We start from the raw sequence: 17187 nt of genomic DNA, 5'->3' as shown, positions 1-17187 counted from the left end.
TGTCAGTTCAGTCAGCTACTGCGAATTTGCAAAATAGCACCATCATATTATTTATGTCCTAGGCTCTTTTATTTTATTTACATTTCAAGATCGCTTGGTTGTGTCACTTCAAAATCTTTTTCTTCTTGATTCAATTTATCAACGTGACTATATGTTTTATGCCATTCTGGAAAATAGCGATCTAACCTTATTGGACGAAAATTACTTGATTTCATACAAATTAATTGTGTAGATCCCGTTGTCGCAAGTTCCCCATTTTCATTATAAACTTCATAACAATAAACTGATTTCAGCCTTGAATATTGTTCAACCCATGTTTTAATTGTTACTTTTTCAGGATAAAAAATTGATTTTTTATATTTAATTTGAAGGTCTACAACCGGAGAAATGATACCCTCTCTCTCCATGTCTGCATAACTAAAGCCCAGCTTACGAATATAATCTGTTCGTGCAACTTCAAACCATGTAGCGTAATTCCCATGGTAAATCACACCCATTTTATCTGTTTCTTGATATCTAGCTTCAATTTCAGTCATACTGTATATCATTCATTCGTACCTCTTTCCTATATCATTCACAATTCATATTAACATAAAAAAGCCATGCCAACATAAAGTCAGCATGGCTTCACATATTAATTTATTGTGCTAATTTGTTTCTTAAAACCATTTGTAAAATACCACCATGACGATAGTAATCTAATTCAACTAGAGAATCGAAACGGACGATTGCTTCAAAATCAACAACGTCGCCATTTTCTTTTTTAGCGTGAACTTTAACAATATCATGAGGACGAACAGTTTCATCGATGTCTACTGAAATTGCTTCTCTACCATCTAAACCAAGTGAATCAGCTGAATCACCATCTTTAAATTGTAATGGTAACACGCCCATCATAACTAAATTAGAACGGTGAATACGTTCATAACTTTGAGCGATAACTGTTTTAACGCCTAATAAGTTTGTACCTTTTGCAGCCCAGTCACGAGAAGAACCCATACCGTAATCATTTCCTGCTAAAACAGCTAAACCAGTACCGTCTTCCTTATATTTCATAGCAGCATCATAAATTGGCATTACTTCATCAGTTGGCCAATATGTTGTGAATCCACCTTCAGTACCTGGCGCTAATTGGTTTTTAATACGAATATTCGCAAATGTACCTCTTACCATTACTTCATGGTTACCACGACGAGAACCGTATGAGTTAAAGTTTCTAATAGGTACATCGTGATCTAATAAATATTTACCTGCTGGTGTATCTTTACCGATAGCACCTGCTGGAGAGATGTGGTCAGTCGTTACTGAGTCACCAAATTTACCCATCACTCTTAAGTCTTTAAGCGGTTCAATTGTACCCGGTTCTTTAGATAAACCTTGGAAGAATGATGGATTTTGGATATATGTTGAGTTTGGATCGAAATCATATAAAGGAGCATCTGTTACATCGATTTCATTCCACATTTCATTGTTGTTATATACATTTTTATATTCTTCTAGGAATAGCTCAGGTGTTACAACACTATCTACAGTATCCGCAACTTCTTGAATAGTAGGCCAAATATCATTTAAGTATACATCTTCACCATCTTTACCTTTACCGATAGGTTCATTTTGTAAATCAATATCAACTGTACCAGCTAATGCATAAGCTACTACTAATTGAGGAGAAGCTAAATAGTTTGCTTTAACTAATGGATGAATACGACCTTCAAAGTTACGGTTACCAGATAATACTGATGTTACTAATAAATCTTCTTCAGCCACTGCTTTTTCAATTTCTGGTAATAACGGTCCAGAGTTACCGATACATGTTGTACAACCGTAACCAACTAAGTTGAAACCTAAATCATCAAGGTATTCTTGTAAACCTGAGTCACGTAAGTAACCAGTTACAACTTTTGAACCCGGTGCTAATGAAGTCTTAACAAATTCAGGTACTTTAAGGCCTTTTTCAACAGCTTTTTTAGCAACTAATCCTGCACCTAACATAACATATGGGTTAGATGTATTAGTACATGATGTTATCGCTGCAATAGCTATATCACCTGTTTTCATTGTTGCAGTAGATCCATCTGCAAATTGAATATCTGCTTTTTTATCAAATTCGCTTTGATCTAATCCGTGTCCTTGGTTACCAGCTGGTGCAGTAACAGATTTTTCAAATTCTTTCTTCATATCACTTAAGAAAATTAAATCTTGTGGACGCTTTGGACCTGATAATGAAGCTTCAACAGTTGATAAATCTAAATCGATAACATCTGTGTATTCTGGATCCTCTTTATCTACAGTGAAGAACATATTATTTTGCTCTAAGTATGCTTTTACTAATTCAACATGTTCTTCTTTACGTCCAGTTAATCTCATATATTTAAGTGACTCTTCATCAACCGGGAAGAAACCACAAGTTGCACCATATTCAGGCGCCATGTTGGCAATTGTTGCACGGTCTGCTAAAGGTAGATCCGTTACACCTGGTCCAAAGAATTCAACAAATTTGCCTACTACACCTTTTTTACGTAGTTCTTGTGTTACACGTAAGGCTAAATCAGTAGCTGTTGAACCTTGAGGTAATGAATTAGTTAAACGTACACCAATTACTTCAGGAATTGGGAAGTATGATGGTTGGCCTAACATCCCCGCTTCAGCTTCGATACCACCAACACCCCAACCAAGTACACCAATACCATTAATCATCGTTGTATGAGAGTCAGTTCCTACTAGTGTGTCTGGAAATGCCGTTTGTTCTCCATCAACGTCACGAACGTGTACCACATTTGCAAGATATTCTAGGTTTACTTGGTGAACGATACCTGTAGCAGGGGGAACAGCATTATAGTTATCAAATGCTTTAGTTGCCCAATTTAAAAATTGATAACGTTCATAGTTACGTTCAAATTCTAATTTCATATTTCTTTCTAATGCATCTGGATTAGCATAGCTATCAACTTGAACAGAGTGGTCAATAACTAAGTCTACTGGTACTTCTGGGTTGATTTTATTAATATCCCCACCAACATCGTTCATTGCTTTACGTAATGATGCCAAGTCTACTACTGCAGGAACACCTGTGAAGTCTTGTAAAATAACACGAGATGGTTTAAAAGGTACTTCACCTTCGTTCCCTTCCTTACCAAAGTTACCCAAAGCTTTAATATGTTCATCTGTAATGACAAATTCATCTTCTTGTCTTAAGACAGATTCTAATAAAACACGAATTGAATAAGGTAATTTACTTACTTTCGTTAAGCCTTGGTCTTCTAAACTCTTTAAATCATAATACGTATATGACTGGCCATTCGCTTCAAATGTCTTTTTAGCTTGTTGCTTAATGTTTGAAGTCATTTGTATATCCCCCTTGAATATTAAAAATTCATATTTATATGCCTTTAAATAAATTGTATAATTATATGATTTTCAAAACAACTCTATATACTTATATTTCACGTGATTTAGCTTTCGCATTTTTAATCAGTGTATATAAGTTATTCTTATCATATAAGCAACCTACTATAAGTAAAAATTATTAATTGAGAATGATTTTCATTAATATACAAATTGTTGTAGCTGCTTCAATAAAAAAATTGCCTTCAAGCACTGGTTAAGTGCTTAAAGGCAATAAACTTAATTACGATTACCTAATATTATTTTTCAGCGTTTCTTCTTGATTCACGCTTTTCTAAAATATCAGATTCATAATCTTGTTGCTGAAATTTAACATAATCTTCAAGTCTATGTTTATTTGGTTGTAGTGTTAATCCTAAGAATTTACGTTCTTTATTTGCATCCTTATAGAAACTAATCATCATCATTATTACTACAAAGGAGAATGGGAAGGCACTTATGATTGCCGCACTTTGAATCGCATTTAATGCGTCAGCACCATTTCCTCCACCTGCTAATAATAAGATGAACGCGATTAATGATTGCGCAACACCCCAAGTTACTTTAACAGTACCAGAAGGTTCAAGTGAACCAAATGTTGTTTGCATACCTAGTACGAATGTTGCTGAATCGGCAGATGTAATAAAGAATGAAGCAATTAACACTAATGCTATAAGTGATAATGCCATTCCTAATGGAACGTGGTGGAATACACCAAATAGTTGAGTTTCAGGTGTCATATCAAATAACTCAGGATGTTTTTTACCTGTTTCGATACCTAATACACCAAATACACTGAACCATAAGAAACTTATGATAGCAGGTACAAGTAATACACCTGAAATAAATTCACGAATTGAGCGTCCTTTAGAAACACGTGCGATGAACACACCTACGAATGGACTCCAGCTTAACCACCAACCCCAATAGTAAAGTGTCCAAGAAGACATCCATTCACGTTTTTGGCCATTTAGCGCTGCAGTATCAAAACTGTTGAATAAGAATGTATTGAGTAAGCTACCAGTTGAACTAGTAAACATATTAAAGATGAGTACAGTCGGTCCAATTATTAAAGCAATAATCATTAAAAGTGTACCTAATCCAATATTTAAGTTACTTAAATATTGAATACCTTTACTTAAACCTGACCATGCACTAGCAATAAATAAAACTGTAACTACTACGATAATAATAGATTGAACCCATACATTATTTGGAATGCCAAATAGGTAATTAAGTCCACCATTAATTTGTAGTGCGCCCATACCAAGTGATACAGCTACACCTACAACAGTTGCGAAAACTGAAAGAACGTCAATAACTGTTCCGATAGGTCCTTCAACTTTATCACCTAAAATTGGACGTAATGTTCTTGAAATTAATCCTGGTTCATCTTTTCTAAATTGTGCATAGGCTAATGCTAATGCAACTACGCCATATACTGCCCAAGCATGGAATCCCCAGTGGAAGAATGTTGAACGTAATGCTTCCGTGTATGCTTCAGTAGTTTTAGGATCCGCATTAGGTGGTGAAGCAAAATCTGCCATAGGTTCAGCTGCGCCGTAGAACACTAAACCTATACCCATGCCGGCACTAAATAACATTGCAAACCAAGATACTGTATTAAATTCTGGTTTATCGTTTGGTTTACCTAGCTTAAGTTTACCGATTGGACTAAAGATTAAAAAGATACAAAAGAACACAATTACTGTAGTCAAAATCATGTAATACCAACCAAGCTTTTCAGTAATCCAACTACTGATATTACCTGTAATTGTACCGAATTGCTCCGGTAAAAACGCACCGATTAATACCACAATAGCTACTACTATAGCACTATAGATAAAAACCGATGAAAACTTCTTATTATGCTTTGTTTCTTCTGAAGAAGAATTCATAATTTACTTACTCCTTTCCTTTACTATATTTTAATTTACATATGATAATATTCTATGAAGTAATTTAAGACGCTATATTAAAGGATAACAAAGGCTTTATACAATAGCAAATTTCTTTTAAATTAAACATTTACTAAAATATTTATATGTTGTATAATATATTTTATTCTTATGTGGGGGTATTGAGTTTATGTTTAAAGAATTTAAAGAGTTTGCACTTAAAGGTAACGTGTTGGATTTAGCAATCGCTGTAGTTATGGGTGCAGCGTTCAACAAAATTGTTACATCTTTAGTTACATACATTATTATGCCATTAATTGGTAAAATTTTCGGCTCAGTTGATTTTGCTAAAGATTGGGAATTCTGGGGAATTAAATATGGCCTATTCATTCAATCGATTATTGATTTTATAATTGTAGCAATTGCACTATTTATATTTGTAAAAATAGCAAATACATTAGTGAAAAAAGAAGAGCCTGAAGAAGAAATCGAAGAAAATACTGTTTTATTAACAGAAATTCGCGATTTATTAAGAGCAAAATAATGATAATTAAATACAATATGGCAACGATAGTACTGATATTAAGTTGCCATATTGTATTTTTTTAATTCCATTTAAATCTGGTTTGACTTTGATATTTATTTGACGTTACTTCGAGAATTAATGGTATGCGTTGTTTCAGTTCGCTCACATGAGATATAATTCCAACCATTCTACCTGTCGTTTTTAGTTTAACGATAGTGTCTAGCGCCGTTTCTAATGTTTCTTGGTCTAGCGTACCAAACCCTTCATCAATAAACATTGATTCTAATGTAATACCGCCAGATTCCTGTTGGACCACTTCACTTAAACCTAATGCTAAAGCGAGTGATGCTTGGAATGTTTCACCACCAGATAACGAACTAATGTGTCTGGATTTATTTGAATGAAAATCAAACACTTCAATTTCTAAACCACTATAACCATGAGATATTGATTCTCTTCGTTTTAATTGATATCTTTCTCCACTCATACGCTCTAAACGTATATTTGCTTGATGGATGATACGTTCTAAATAGTAAATAAGTACATAATTTTCTAATGTTAATTTCTTACTATTTTTGCCTGATAATACCTCAGATAATTCAAATATTTCTTGTTGCTCTTTTAATTCTTTGTCTAAATAATTAATATGGTTCGTTATACTATTGAATTTTTCTTTATTACTTTGTACTTTATATTGAACTGTAGCACTCATTTCCATGTAATGATTATACTGTTTTTCAATTTCAGTCTTAGTAGCGTCTAACTGATCAACCGCTTCAGGTACTTGACCTTTCGTAATATTAGATAAACGCTCAATTTCTAATGTGAATTTTTGGTGATCTTGTTCATATTGCTTAATCTTCATTTCAATTTGTTCTTTGCTATTTATCTTAGCAAGTAAAGATGCAACATCTTCATATGAATTTAATCCTATACGTTCCATTTCTTGATTAATCTTGTCGCTATAATCATTTAGTTCTTGTTTAAGTTCCTCGATACCTTGCTGATTATTATTTAAATTGTTAGATTCAATTTCAATTTGTTGCTTTGTTTGGTTTAATTCTGACTCTAAAGTTTCTTTCTTCGTTACATATTCACTAACAATTTGATCATATTCCGTGTAGCATTGTTCAAAATTTGATATGTCTTCGTAGTTGGTATTATCTTTAAAATCCAATATTAATGTTTCGTAATATTGCTTCAATGATTGTAATTTTTCATGTTTAATCTGTAAACTATGATAGATCTCTTTTTGCTTTTCGAGTTCTTTTTTTAATTTCTCAAGTTCTTTTAATTGAAGCTGCAGATTTTCTTTTTCTTTACTTTTTACTGTTAAGTGGGCTTCTATTTCACCAATGTCGTTAATTTCATCATCGTTAAACTCTAATTCATTCATTTGTTTACTAATATGTTCAGAAGTCGTTTCAAGTTTTGTTAACTCATTCACTTTAGAATTCAACTCATTATTCACATTTTTTATTAAACTTTGATTTCTAGCGATTTCATTAAAGTTGATATGCTCATTAAGTGATTCAATCTCATTCCCACATATTGGACATGTGTCTCCAACGTGAAGCGCATTTTGAATCTCTTGAATAAATGTTTGTTTATCATTTAAATCAATATTTGTTTTATCTATTTTCTCTAATTCAACCTTCAAATCTAAGATCTGTTCTTTGACCTCACTAATTTTAATTTCAGTTTCGTTATATTTTTGATTTAATAATTGAAATTTATCTTTACTCTCTTTTAAAGCCATTTTTTTATCATATGTCATTTTTAATTCAAATATAACTTGGTTAAGTTTTTCAATATTTTCACTACTAACATCTATTTGAGCTATTTCATTATTTAAATTATTGATTAAGCCTCTATTTTCTTCTTGCGTTTGATTATTACTTTTAAGATGCGCATCATTTTGTTTAATTTCTTCAAATGCTTTCTGATATTTATTCAAATTCATATAAAATTGTTTTGTTTTTTCAACGTATGCTGCTTTATTAGTAACCATTTCAGACTGTTCATTTAAATTATTCTGTTCTTTTTGGAGTTTGTTCAAATTTGCATTAAGTTCTTCCAAATATTTTAAAATAGTATTTAACTTCTGTTGCGTATCTTTTAGCTTTTGTTCTTTAGCATTTTTTTGATCGTATAAATGACTTAAGGGTTTAACTTCCATTATTTTATGTAATTCACTTTTTAATTCTTCAATATACGCTTTATTTTTTTCAAGTTGAATTTTTTCATTTTTATTACGTTCTAGTTCTTTTAATGAATCAATTAAATTATGATTTGACTCTATCTTGCGTTTGATAGATTCAAGTGATTCGAAATGCTGTGATTTTAGATGTTCATATTCTTCACCTAAACGTTGACCTACTTGTTCAAATTGAGGTATTGCATTAACAATTTCTTTAGTTTGCATACTATTTAAATCTTTAAATTGAATTAATGTATCATCTTCAAATGTTTCAACATCATCCCAAAGCATCTGAATTTGATCATAACGTGTTTCAATGTGCTTTTTCTCATCTTTAACTTGATTCATTAATAAATTCTGCATCTCTTCAAAACGTATACTATTAAATAGCGTTCTTAAAATACTCTGTTTATCAGAACTATTTGAAACTAAAAATTTCTTAAATTCGCCCTGTGGTAATATAAATAATTGTCTAAATTGCTCCGCATTTATACCTAATAGTTCTTTGATATAACTATTACCTGAACTAATTTTACTCTCTCGCAATTCATATGACTGACTATCTTCATCAAATTCAAATACATCAAGTTTCCCTGCTGTTGGCGATGAATTTCCCTCTTTAACGAAACCAGCTTGTCTATATATTTTAAATTTCTTATCATTGATATTAAATTCATACTCTACACTCATTGGTGATTTACCATCAGCGAAATGACTTCGCAACTCACCCTCATTTCTTCCTTCTGTTGATGCCTTTCCAAATAATGCATAAACAATAGCATCAAACAACATCGTCTTTCCCGAACCAGTTTTCCCGCTAATTAAAAATAACTGTTCATTATTTATTTGTTGAAAATCAATCATTTCATGTATAAATGGTCCGAAGTTATTAAGTATTAATTTAGTTGGTCTCAATGATTTAATCCTCCTTATAAATAACTTGGTTTAATAATTGGTGTATCTTTTTCTCTTGATATTCTGTTAAATCTTCATCTGTAATCGTTTTAAAGAAATTTTTAATGATTGTAGGATCATCTGTTGTTTTAAAATTTGCATAAGTGGTATCATTTCGACTTTCAAATGTGATATTACTTAAAGATAATGTATTCGGAAATAGTTGTTTAAGGTGGATAATTGGATCGGTAACATGTGACATATTTTTTAATTTAAAATGGAAATAGTTGTCTTTACTCTTCACAGGAACATTTCCTTGTACGACATCCATATAGTCCCCTTCAATTTCTTCTAATTCTCGCAATGGCTTCAATTGAACAAACTTAGTTTCAATGTTGTTTTTTGATTTGATTGTTAATCTCTTATAACCTTTAGCTTGATTAACCTCTGAAAATGAATATTGTAATAGTGAGCCACTATAATCAATGACATTATCGGTGATGCTAAACGGATGATGCAAATGTCCTAAGAGCACTCTATCGAACATTTTAAAATTAGACTTTTCTACACTCTCAACTGTCCCAATTGTAAGAGGTCTCTCAGACTCTGACGTTTTACCACCTTTAATAGTTAAATGGCCAATTAATATATTGATTTGATTTTGATCTAAATGCGTTGATATATGCTCAATACATTTTTGAGTTGCTTGCTCATAGGTCTTTATCTCATCGTCATTAAAAAAGGCTTTAATTTCACTAATTGTGGCAAATGGGAGTGTGTAAAAGTTGATGTCATTAATCGTTATGGGTGTAGACATTGAATGAAGTTGCGTTCGAATATATAAATGTGAAAACTCAAACCAAGTAGAACCATAGTTTAATCTTTCTCTACCATCATGATTTCCATTCGTTATAATCGTCGGAATCTCCATGATTACATTGATTGTTTTAATCGTTTCTTCAAAAAGTTTAATTGTTTCCTTACTAGGATAAGACGTATCATAAATATCACCTGAAATGATTAAAACATCTGGTTTCTCGTCTTTCAAATTCTCAATAAACTGGTTTAGTATGTATCGTTGATCTTCTAAAAATTGCTTACCATTTAAAATCTTACCTAAATGCCAATCAGCAGTATGAATAATCTTCATTTTAACTCCTCCATCAAGAACATTTGTTCGTATTTATTATATCCTGAATTACTTCATAGTTCAAACTAAAAAAAGGTGGAACGATATCATTAAGAAGTCGTCTTCCACCTAACAAACAATGTGTCTTTATATTCTTTCAAACACGCTATGCTAACCCTAGCTTATTTTACAATTTTACTTTTCAATTTTTTATATTTATACAACATAGCTAATCTCCAAGGTACAATCATGCTAAAGGCTAATAAGAAGAACATACCGCCAATTTCACCTGGATCAATTTGACTACTAATAAATATTTTAATTACAGTTCGTATAATTAACAATGATATTAAAATAATTGGAAATGCTTTAGAACGCTTCATATAAATATCAGTACCATGTATCTCAAAATGACTTGTCCATATTAGGACTGTAGAGAATAAAACGCCGAGTATGATTGATTCTAAGATTTCCATCCCAGTTAATCTAAAGTACGGAATCACATACATCAATGCACCTGTAGCCATAAAAAATGGTGGTAAAATGATTTTCTTTTCATTAACAGGAAAGTTTTGTGCTTTCATGCGAATAAAAATTACCACGATTCCCATAAATAATGCAAATACAATTGAAAAAATTAAATATGCCAACGTTACACCCTCTTATATTCATAAACTCTTACTAGAGATTACTTAATTAAAAGTAATTTGATATTTTAAATCTTTTTAATTTTTTTAAATAACACTAAAGATGTTTTACTATAAAAATAAAGGATTGTAAACCTTAAAGGTCTTACAATCCGCTAGAAGATTATTTTTTTGAACTTTTCATGTTTTGATCCATGTTTTTATTCATCATTGTCATCATTTGATTGATTTTCTTTTGCGATGGTTTTTGACCCATTTGCATCATCATCATACGTAACATTTCTTCATTAATAGGTGGGTTTTTTTTCAGATAATCCATCATGTATTTACGTGCTAAAAAGAAACCACCAACTAGTCCACCGATAAGCGCTACAATGATTAATAAAATTGCTAACCACGTTGCCATTGTTTCACCCACTTTCTATATCCTACTGAATTTTACTAAATTACTATTCTATTTTCAAGAGCTAGTTAGTAAATCTATATCCAAATGTTATCATAACAAATACTTACTCAAATGTAAGTCTTATTTTTAAACTTACACATAAAAATTTAAAATCAATTATATATTTTTATAAATAAATGAAGCGGGACAAAATTCAATTTGAATTCATTGTCCCGCCCCTACAAAGCTATATGACTAAGAAAGCATGTTCAAACGCTGTCTTAGATTAGTTAACTTCTAGGCATTAACTAAATATTTCCACTATCTTTTTGTACCAAGCTTTCATTTTTCTATCATTAAAGTGTACGAATTTGATTTAATACATTTTCTTTTGTGAAACCATATTTTTCGACAACTAAATCACCAGGGGCACTTGCACCAAACTGATCAATACCAATCACTTTACCTTCTGTTCCAACATATTTATGCCATCCTAGTGGTGATGCCATTTCAATTGCCACACGTTTAGTGATTTCTTTAGGAATTACAGATGCTTTATATTCATCTGATTGCTGTTCAAAAGCAAACCAGTTTGGCATTGATACTACACGTACACCTTTACCTTGTTTATCTAAATCTTTAGCCGCTTCAATAGCTAAGCTAACTTCTGAACCAGTTGCTAGTAACAAGTATTCAGGCTTAGTTTCTGTTTCAAAAACAACATAAGCACCTTTACGAACACCTTGTTCAACTGTATCTTCATCAACGTCTAAATATGGTAGATTTTGACGTGTAAGTACTAATGAAGTAGGTGTTTGTTCTGATTCTAGCGCAACTTCCCATGCTACTCTTGTTTCGTTTCCATCCGCGGGACGTATAACATTCATATTTGGAATAGATCTTAATCCAGCTAATTGTTCAATTGGTTCATGAGTAGGACCATCTTCACCTACTGCAATTGAATCATGTGTAAAGATAAATGTTGAATTTAATCCCATAATAGCTGATAAGCGTAACGCAGGTTTTAAGTAGTCACTAAATACAAAGAATGTTGCACCATATGGATGTAAACCACCGTGTGCTGCCATACCATTTACAGCTGCACCCATTGCGAATTCACGCACGCCAAACCATATATTTTTACCTTCAGGTGTATTTCTATCATAATCAGTTGCTTCTTTTACATTTGATTTATTTGAACCAGCTAAGTCAGCTGAGCCACCAAAGAATGAAGGCACAGATTTACTTAACGCTTGGATGATTTCTCCTGAATCAGCACGAGTTGCAGCATTATGATCGCTATCAAAGCGTGGTAATTCATCTCTATAATTTGTTGGTAATTTACCGCTAATAGCCAATTTAAATTCATCAGCTAATTCTGGATATTTATTTGAATACGTTTCTAATAATGCTTTCCATGCGTCTTCATGTTCATTTGCACGTTTTAGCATTGTAGTTTGGAAAATTTCATATACTTCTTCTGGAACGTTGAAACGTTTTTCTGGATCTAAACCATATGCTTCAAATGTTAATTTTCTTTCATCTGAACCTAGTGGTGCACCGTGAACGCCATTCGTTCCGCTAACATTAGGCGCACCATAACCAATAATTGTCTTAACTTCAATCATCGTTGGTCCATGTTGTGATTTAGCTTTCGTAATCGCTTGATCAATAGCCTCAAGATCATTACCATCTTTAACTAAAATGTGATTCCAACCATAACTTTCGAAACGTTCTTTTACATCTTCTGAAAATGCTTTGTTTAATTCCCCGTCTAATGAGATATCATTTGAATCATATAATACGATTAATTTATCTAATTGGTTGTGACCTGCAAATGAAGCAGCTTCATGAGAAATACCTTCCATTAAGTCACCATCAGATGCTAGTACGTAAGTATAGTGATCAACAATATTGAAGTCATCTTTATTAAATTTACCAGCTAAATGATCTTCAGCTAATGCCATACCCACTGACATAGCAAAACCTTGTCCTAGAGGACCAGTAGTAACTTCAACACCATCAGTGTGTCTGAATTCAGGGTGTCCAGGTGTTTTAGAGCCCCATTGTCTAAATTGCTTTAATTCTTCTAATTCAAGACTACCTGAAACATGTAATAAGCTATATAATAGCGCAGAACCATGGCCTGCTGACAAAACAAAGCGGTCTCTATTAAAATAGTCTTTAGATTGAGGGTTAAAATTTAAATGGCGTGTCCATAACGTGTATGCCATTGGTGCAGCGCCCATTGGTAACCCAGGGTGACCTGAATTAGCTTCTTCTATTGCATCGATACTTAAAGCTCTAATAGTATCTATCGCTAGTTGATCTTTCTCGTTAAACATCTCTAATACTTCCCTTCTATTTAAATCATATTTGTTATATTATAACTTAAAAATAGTGTAATTGATAATCGTTTAGTCTCAAAGAACCTTACTTTAAATTTACTACTTTTTATTTTGTGCTTGAATTTTTTTTAATTTTTCAGGCGTAACATCATTACCTTCTGGATCAATTACTTTTGTACTTTCAATTTGTTGTTTAAATCCTTTTCTAAATGCTTCTAAATATTTTTTACGTAATTTTGATTGTTCTTTAGCTTCAGCTTCCGTCAAGCCCTGCTCTTTTTTCTTTTTAGCTAGTTCATTAATTCTATCTATATTTAAATTATCTTTAGGCATCTTTATCACTCTTTCTATATTTTCCTATTTCATTCTCTTTTACTTCATAGAATATAACAAAAAAGAGGCCTAGGCAAAAGCTATAGACATTTCAATAGCTTCGATAGACCTCAAAATTGATACTTATCTGACAAAGGCGAACACTTTGTAGTCATTTTGTTCCCCATTCGTGTTATTTACGTTCTTATTATCATCTTTAATTATTGCCTGTTTAGAAATTGTATGATCAGTGATTTCGTACCTTTGTTCCGTTTGAGCGTTATGATATAAATTCATGAAAAATACTATAAAAACAACACAAGATATTGATACAACAGCTATATTCGTAATTAATTTATTTTTATATTTATTAAACATTACTTCCACCTCTAGAACATTTGTTTGTATACACACTTTAACAGAACATCTGTTCCTAGTCAACACAAAAACGAACAAATGTTTGTTCATTAAATAAATAAATGCTATACTATAGTTAAATAAAACTAGGGAGTGCCTATATATGAGAGAATTAACTAAACGTCAAAGCGAAATATATGATTATATTAAACATGTAGTACAAACGAAAGGATATCCACCTAGTGTTCGAGAAATCGGTGAAGCTGTTGGATTAGCGTCAAGTTCTACTGTCCACGGCCATTTATCACGACTAGAAGAAAAAGGATATATTAAAAGAGACCCTACTAAACCAAGAGCGATTGAAATTGTTAGCGAACAAACGAATGATTCAGTTAACATGGAAGAAACAATTTACGTTCCTGTAATCGGTAAAGTTACTGCTGGCATTCCAATTACTGCAGTAGAAAATATTGAAGAATATTTTCCATTACCAGAGCATTTAACATCTACACACAATAGTGACATTTTCATTTTAAATGTTGTTGGTGAAAGTATGATTGAAGCTGGCATTTTAGACGGCGACAAAGTTATCGTTAGAAGTCAAACCATTGCTGAAAACGGAGACATTATTGTAGCTATGACTGAAGATGATGAGGCAACGGTTAAACGTTTCTATAAAGAGAAAACACGTTATAGATTACAACCTGAAAATAGTACAATGAGCCCAATTTATCTTGATAACGTAACCGTTATTGGTAAAGTGATTGGTTTATATAGAGAATTGTAGTTCTAAATTTTAAAATTTACGTTTACCTCTCTCTTATATATCGAAATAAATAAAGAACTAGCAAAGTTTACAATGTAGACTTTGCTAGTTCTTTTGCTTTTCATTTTCTTTTTTATTCAAAATTTCTTTAACTTTGTCTAGAATATCTAGTTTTTTCACATCTTTAGTTGTCATAATATCAACTTCCTTATCAACTAAAAGATACCCTAAATAAGTTGGTTTAAAACACTTACCCAGTATAATTTTCTGTCCAATATGGCTGACGCTCATCATTAAAATCAACGCCTACCCCTAGTGTTTTAAAATTTGAATTCAATATATTTTTTCTATGACCAAGTGAATTCATTAATCCTTCATGTGCAAATATACTATTTTGTTGACCGTAAGCTAAATTTTCACCTGCAGCGTTAAAGTCAATATTATCAGCTTTTAATCTATCAAATGGGGATGCCCCATCTAAATTGTTATGATCAAAATAATTCTGTTTTACCATATCTTCACTATGCTTTCTCGCAGTATTAGACACATCTTTAGCATAACTTAATGTATTCAGTCCATGTTGTTTTCGCTCTGCATTAACTAAATCATAATTTTGATATTCAAAACTCTGTTCTAACGTTGAGGATGGTGCACCATAGTGTTGAGTCAATCTTTTTTCCATAGCATCACTAACTTGAAGTAATGCGGTAACACCATTGTCATTATGTTTATCATAAAAAACAGTTGTATAAATATTATCCTCATGAAAAACATCATATTCATCACTACTGATATCAATTCGATATCTGCCTTTAACCATTTCTTTTAACGGCTTACCAAGTCGTTCTTTTACGACATCTTTAGGTGTGTTATATTTCACTTTAGATTTAGAAGTAATGACATTCTGATTACTATACAATGCATTGACCTTATTATCAATATAGCTAACCATAACAAAGTTTTCGTAATCATTGTTGTAATAGGTATACCATTTCGTTCCATATTCGTTAGATGTTACTCTTTTAGGTTGACCTAATTGACGCTCAACTTTGTCTTTGGACATATTCATTTGAATATTATTGATTGCAAAGTCTTGATCTTTAGGTGTCTTTAGTGCATTGTTTTTAACACTTGAGTCTTGGTTCATCACTTGTTGAACTTTACTTCTTACGTCATTTTGAATATTTATTAGTATTTGATTTTCTTTTAATGGTATTAATAAAGTTACAGATAACAATACCAATGAAAGTAAAAAGAATTTTTTGATAATGTACACCTGCCACTCAAATTTTAATCTTTGTCCCCATTAAAAATTGAATTTCGTACGATAACATAATCTACAGTTGTTAATGATTTTAAATCTTTTCCACCTGCGTATGAAATTGAACTTTGTAAATCTTGTTGCATTTCAGTCAAAGTATCTTTTAATGACCCTTTGTGTTCAACAAACATTTTTTTGCCTTCTACATTCTTATGTTCGCCTTTTTGGAATTCAGATGCACTACCAAAATATTCTTTATAACGTTTACCGTCTAATTCAACTGTTTCACCTGGTGACTCTTCATGAGCAGCAAATAAAGAGCCAATCATCACCATACTCGCACCAAAACGAATTGATTTGGCTATATCACCATGTGTTCTTAAACCACCATCAGCAATAATAGGTTTACGTGCTGCTTTACTACAAATGTTTAAGGCTGCTAATTGCCAGCCACCAGTACCAAAACCAGTCTTAATCTTAGTAATACAAACTCTACCTGGCCCAATTCCAACTTTAGTGGCGTCAGCGCCTGCATTTTCAAGTTCTCGAACACCTTCTGGCGTACCTACATTCCCAGCAATTACAAATGATGAAGGAATATGCTTTTTAATATGCTTAATCATTTTAATAACTGAATCTGAGTGTCCATGAGCGATATCAATCGTAATATACTCAGGCGTCAATTGTTTGTCAGCTAAATCTTCAATAAATTTAAATTCATTTGCTTTAACACCTACTGATATAGAAGCAAATAAACCTTCTTTTTGCATATTTTGAATAAATGGAATACGAGCTTCTTCATCAAAGCGATGCATTATATAAAAGTAATCATTTTTGGCAAACCAATGCGCTAATTCTTCACTCATTACAGTCTGCATATTTGCAGGAACTACAGGTAACTTGAATTTTTTAGGTCCGAATTGGACAGTTGTATCACATTCAGAACGACTTTCAACGATACATTTATTTGGAATTAATTGAATATCCTCATAATCAAAAATTTTCATACTTTTTAGCCCCTATACAATCATATTTATTAAGTAAAAACGAACGTTTAGTATATCAAAACTAAAAATCATT

14 protein-coding genes are annotated in these 17187 nt (G+C 31.9%); 2 read left to right on the top strand and 12 right to left on the bottom strand.

Going from position 1 to position 17187, the window contains the following annotated elements; all coding sequences use genetic code 11:
* Nucleotides 1-77: 77 nt before the first annotated feature.
* The 3 genes from menI to KA858_RS04835 form a co-directional block, all read right to left on the bottom strand.
* Nucleotides 78-548: a 1,4-dihydroxy-2-naphthoyl-CoA hydrolase MenI gene (menI, locus tag KA858_RS04845; RefSeq protein ID WP_075108739.1), complete on the bottom strand. Its 471-nt coding sequence runs from the start codon at nt 546-548 to the stop codon at nt 78-80.
* A 91-nt stretch (nt 549-639) separates the two neighbouring features.
* Entirely contained in the window at nt 640-3345 is a 2706-nt protein-coding gene (gene acnA, locus KA858_RS04840; protein ID WP_193839376.1) for an aconitate hydratase AcnA, read from the bottom strand.
* A gap of 299 nt (nt 3346-3644) precedes the next feature.
* A complete protein-coding gene (locus tag KA858_RS04835) occupies nt 3645-5282 on the bottom strand; it encodes a BCCT family transporter (RefSeq protein ID WP_210135154.1) in 1638 nt (545 codons plus the stop codon).
* 190 nt (nt 5283-5472) lie between these two features.
* Between KA858_RS04835 and mscL the strand changes: the two genes are divergently transcribed.
* The gene (gene mscL, locus KA858_RS04830; RefSeq protein ID WP_033080045.1) at nt 5473-5826 is read left to right on the top strand and encodes a large conductance mechanosensitive channel protein MscL; all 354 of its coding nucleotides are present in this window, start codon (nt 5473-5475) and stop codon (nt 5824-5826) included.
* Nucleotides 5827-5887: 61 nt separating this feature from the next.
* Here mscL and sbcC read toward each other — a convergent pair whose 3' ends face one another.
* The 7 genes from sbcC to sosA form a co-directional block, all read right to left on the bottom strand.
* The gene (gene sbcC, locus KA858_RS04825) at nt 5888-8923 is read right to left on the bottom strand and encodes an exonuclease subunit SbcC (RefSeq protein ID WP_210135153.1); all 3036 of its coding nucleotides are present in this window, start codon (nt 8921-8923) and stop codon (nt 5888-5890) included.
* Nucleotides 8924-8927: 4 nt separating this feature from the next.
* On the bottom strand, nt 8928-10052 hold the full coding sequence (gene sbcD / locus KA858_RS04820; RefSeq protein WP_075108744.1) for an exonuclease subunit SbcD: 1125 nt from the start codon (nt 10050-10052) through the stop codon (nt 8928-8930).
* A 161-nt stretch (nt 10053-10213) separates the two neighbouring features.
* A complete protein-coding gene (locus KA858_RS04815; RefSeq protein WP_053029400.1) occupies nt 10214-10681 on the bottom strand; it encodes a CcdC family protein in 468 nt (155 codons plus the stop codon).
* Nucleotides 10682-10841: 160 nt separating this feature from the next.
* A complete protein-coding gene (locus KA858_RS04810) occupies nt 10842-11084 on the bottom strand; it encodes a YneF family protein (RefSeq protein WP_011275855.1) in 243 nt (80 codons plus the stop codon).
* Between the two features lie 335 nt (nt 11085-11419).
* A complete protein-coding gene (tkt, locus tag KA858_RS04805) occupies nt 11420-13408 on the bottom strand; it encodes a transketolase (RefSeq protein WP_210135152.1) in 1989 nt (662 codons plus the stop codon).
* Between the two features lie 102 nt (nt 13409-13510).
* Complete coding sequence (locus KA858_RS04800; RefSeq protein ID WP_053029398.1) at nt 13511-13744, bottom strand: DUF896 domain-containing protein; 234 nt, start codon at nt 13742-13744, stop codon at nt 13511-13513.
* A gap of 123 nt (nt 13745-13867) precedes the next feature.
* Nucleotides 13868-14101, bottom strand: coding sequence for a DNA damage-induced cell division inhibitor SosA (gene sosA, locus KA858_RS12985; RefSeq protein ID WP_281058911.1), 234 nt, complete (start codon nt 14099-14101; stop codon nt 13868-13870).
* Nucleotides 14102-14243: 142 nt separating this feature from the next.
* Between sosA and lexA the strand changes: the two genes are divergently transcribed.
* Nucleotides 14244-14867 (top strand): transcriptional repressor LexA, encoded by a 624-nt coding sequence (gene lexA, locus KA858_RS04795; protein ID WP_053029396.1) that lies wholly within the window; start codon nt 14244-14246, stop codon nt 14865-14867.
* 229 nt (nt 14868-15096) lie between these two features.
* On the opposite strand, the gene KA858_RS04790 is transcribed toward lexA, so the two are convergent.
* Both KA858_RS04790 and guaC read right to left on the bottom strand, forming a co-directional pair.
* Nucleotides 15097-16122: a CAP domain-containing protein gene (locus KA858_RS04790; protein WP_210135151.1), complete on the bottom strand. Its 1026-nt coding sequence runs from the start codon at nt 16120-16122 to the stop codon at nt 15097-15099.
* A gap of 14 nt (nt 16123-16136) precedes the next feature.
* A complete protein-coding gene (gene guaC, locus KA858_RS04785) occupies nt 16137-17114 on the bottom strand; it encodes a GMP reductase (RefSeq protein WP_210135150.1) in 978 nt (325 codons plus the stop codon).
* Nucleotides 17115-17187: the final 73 nt, after the last annotated feature.

It is taken from the genome of Staphylococcus sp. GDX8P80P (genome assembly GCF_017893095.1).
GTDB lineage: Bacteria > Bacillota > Bacilli > Staphylococcales > Staphylococcaceae > Staphylococcus > Staphylococcus borealis.
Note: the sequence above shows the minus strand (reverse complement) of the source record. Positions and strands in the feature narration are given on the sequence as shown.

What these genes read in the sequence shown, in the direction of transcription:
- menI (WP_075108739.1), bottom strand. Translation starts at nt 548, where the DNA reads ATGATATACAGTATGACTGAAATTGAAGCTAGATATCAAGAAACAGAT.
- sbcD (WP_075108744.1), bottom strand. Translation starts at nt 10,052, where the DNA reads ATGAAGATTATTCATACTGCTGATTGGCATTTAGGTAAGATTTTAAAT.
- KA858_RS04835 (WP_210135154.1), bottom strand. Translation starts at nt 5,282, where the DNA reads ATGAATTCTTCTTCAGAAGAAACAAAGCATAATAAGAAGTTTTCATCG.
- KA858_RS04800 (WP_053029398.1), bottom strand. Translation starts at nt 13,744, where the DNA reads ATGCCTAAAGATAATTTAAATATAGATAGAATTAATGAACTAGCTAAA.
- tkt (WP_210135152.1), bottom strand. Translation starts at nt 13,408, where the DNA reads ATGTTTAACGAGAAAGATCAACTAGCGATAGATACTATTAGAGCTTTA.
- lexA (WP_053029396.1), top strand. Translation starts at nt 14,244, where the DNA reads ATGAGAGAATTAACTAAACGTCAAAGCGAAATATATGATTATATTAAA.
- guaC (WP_210135150.1), bottom strand. Translation starts at nt 17,114, where the DNA reads ATGAAAATTTTTGATTATGAGGATATTCAATTAATTCCAAATAAATGT.
- sosA (WP_281058911.1), bottom strand. Translation starts at nt 14,101, where the DNA reads ATGTTTAATAAATATAAAAATAAATTAATTACGAATATAGCTGTTGTA.
- KA858_RS04810 (WP_011275855.1), bottom strand. Translation starts at nt 11,084, where the DNA reads ATGGCAACGTGGTTAGCAATTTTATTAATCATTGTAGCGCTTATCGGT.
- acnA (WP_193839376.1), bottom strand. Translation starts at nt 3,345, where the DNA reads ATGACTTCAAACATTAAGCAACAAGCTAAAAAGACATTTGAAGCGAAT.
- mscL (WP_033080045.1), top strand. Translation starts at nt 5,473, where the DNA reads ATGTTTAAAGAATTTAAAGAGTTTGCACTTAAAGGTAACGTGTTGGAT.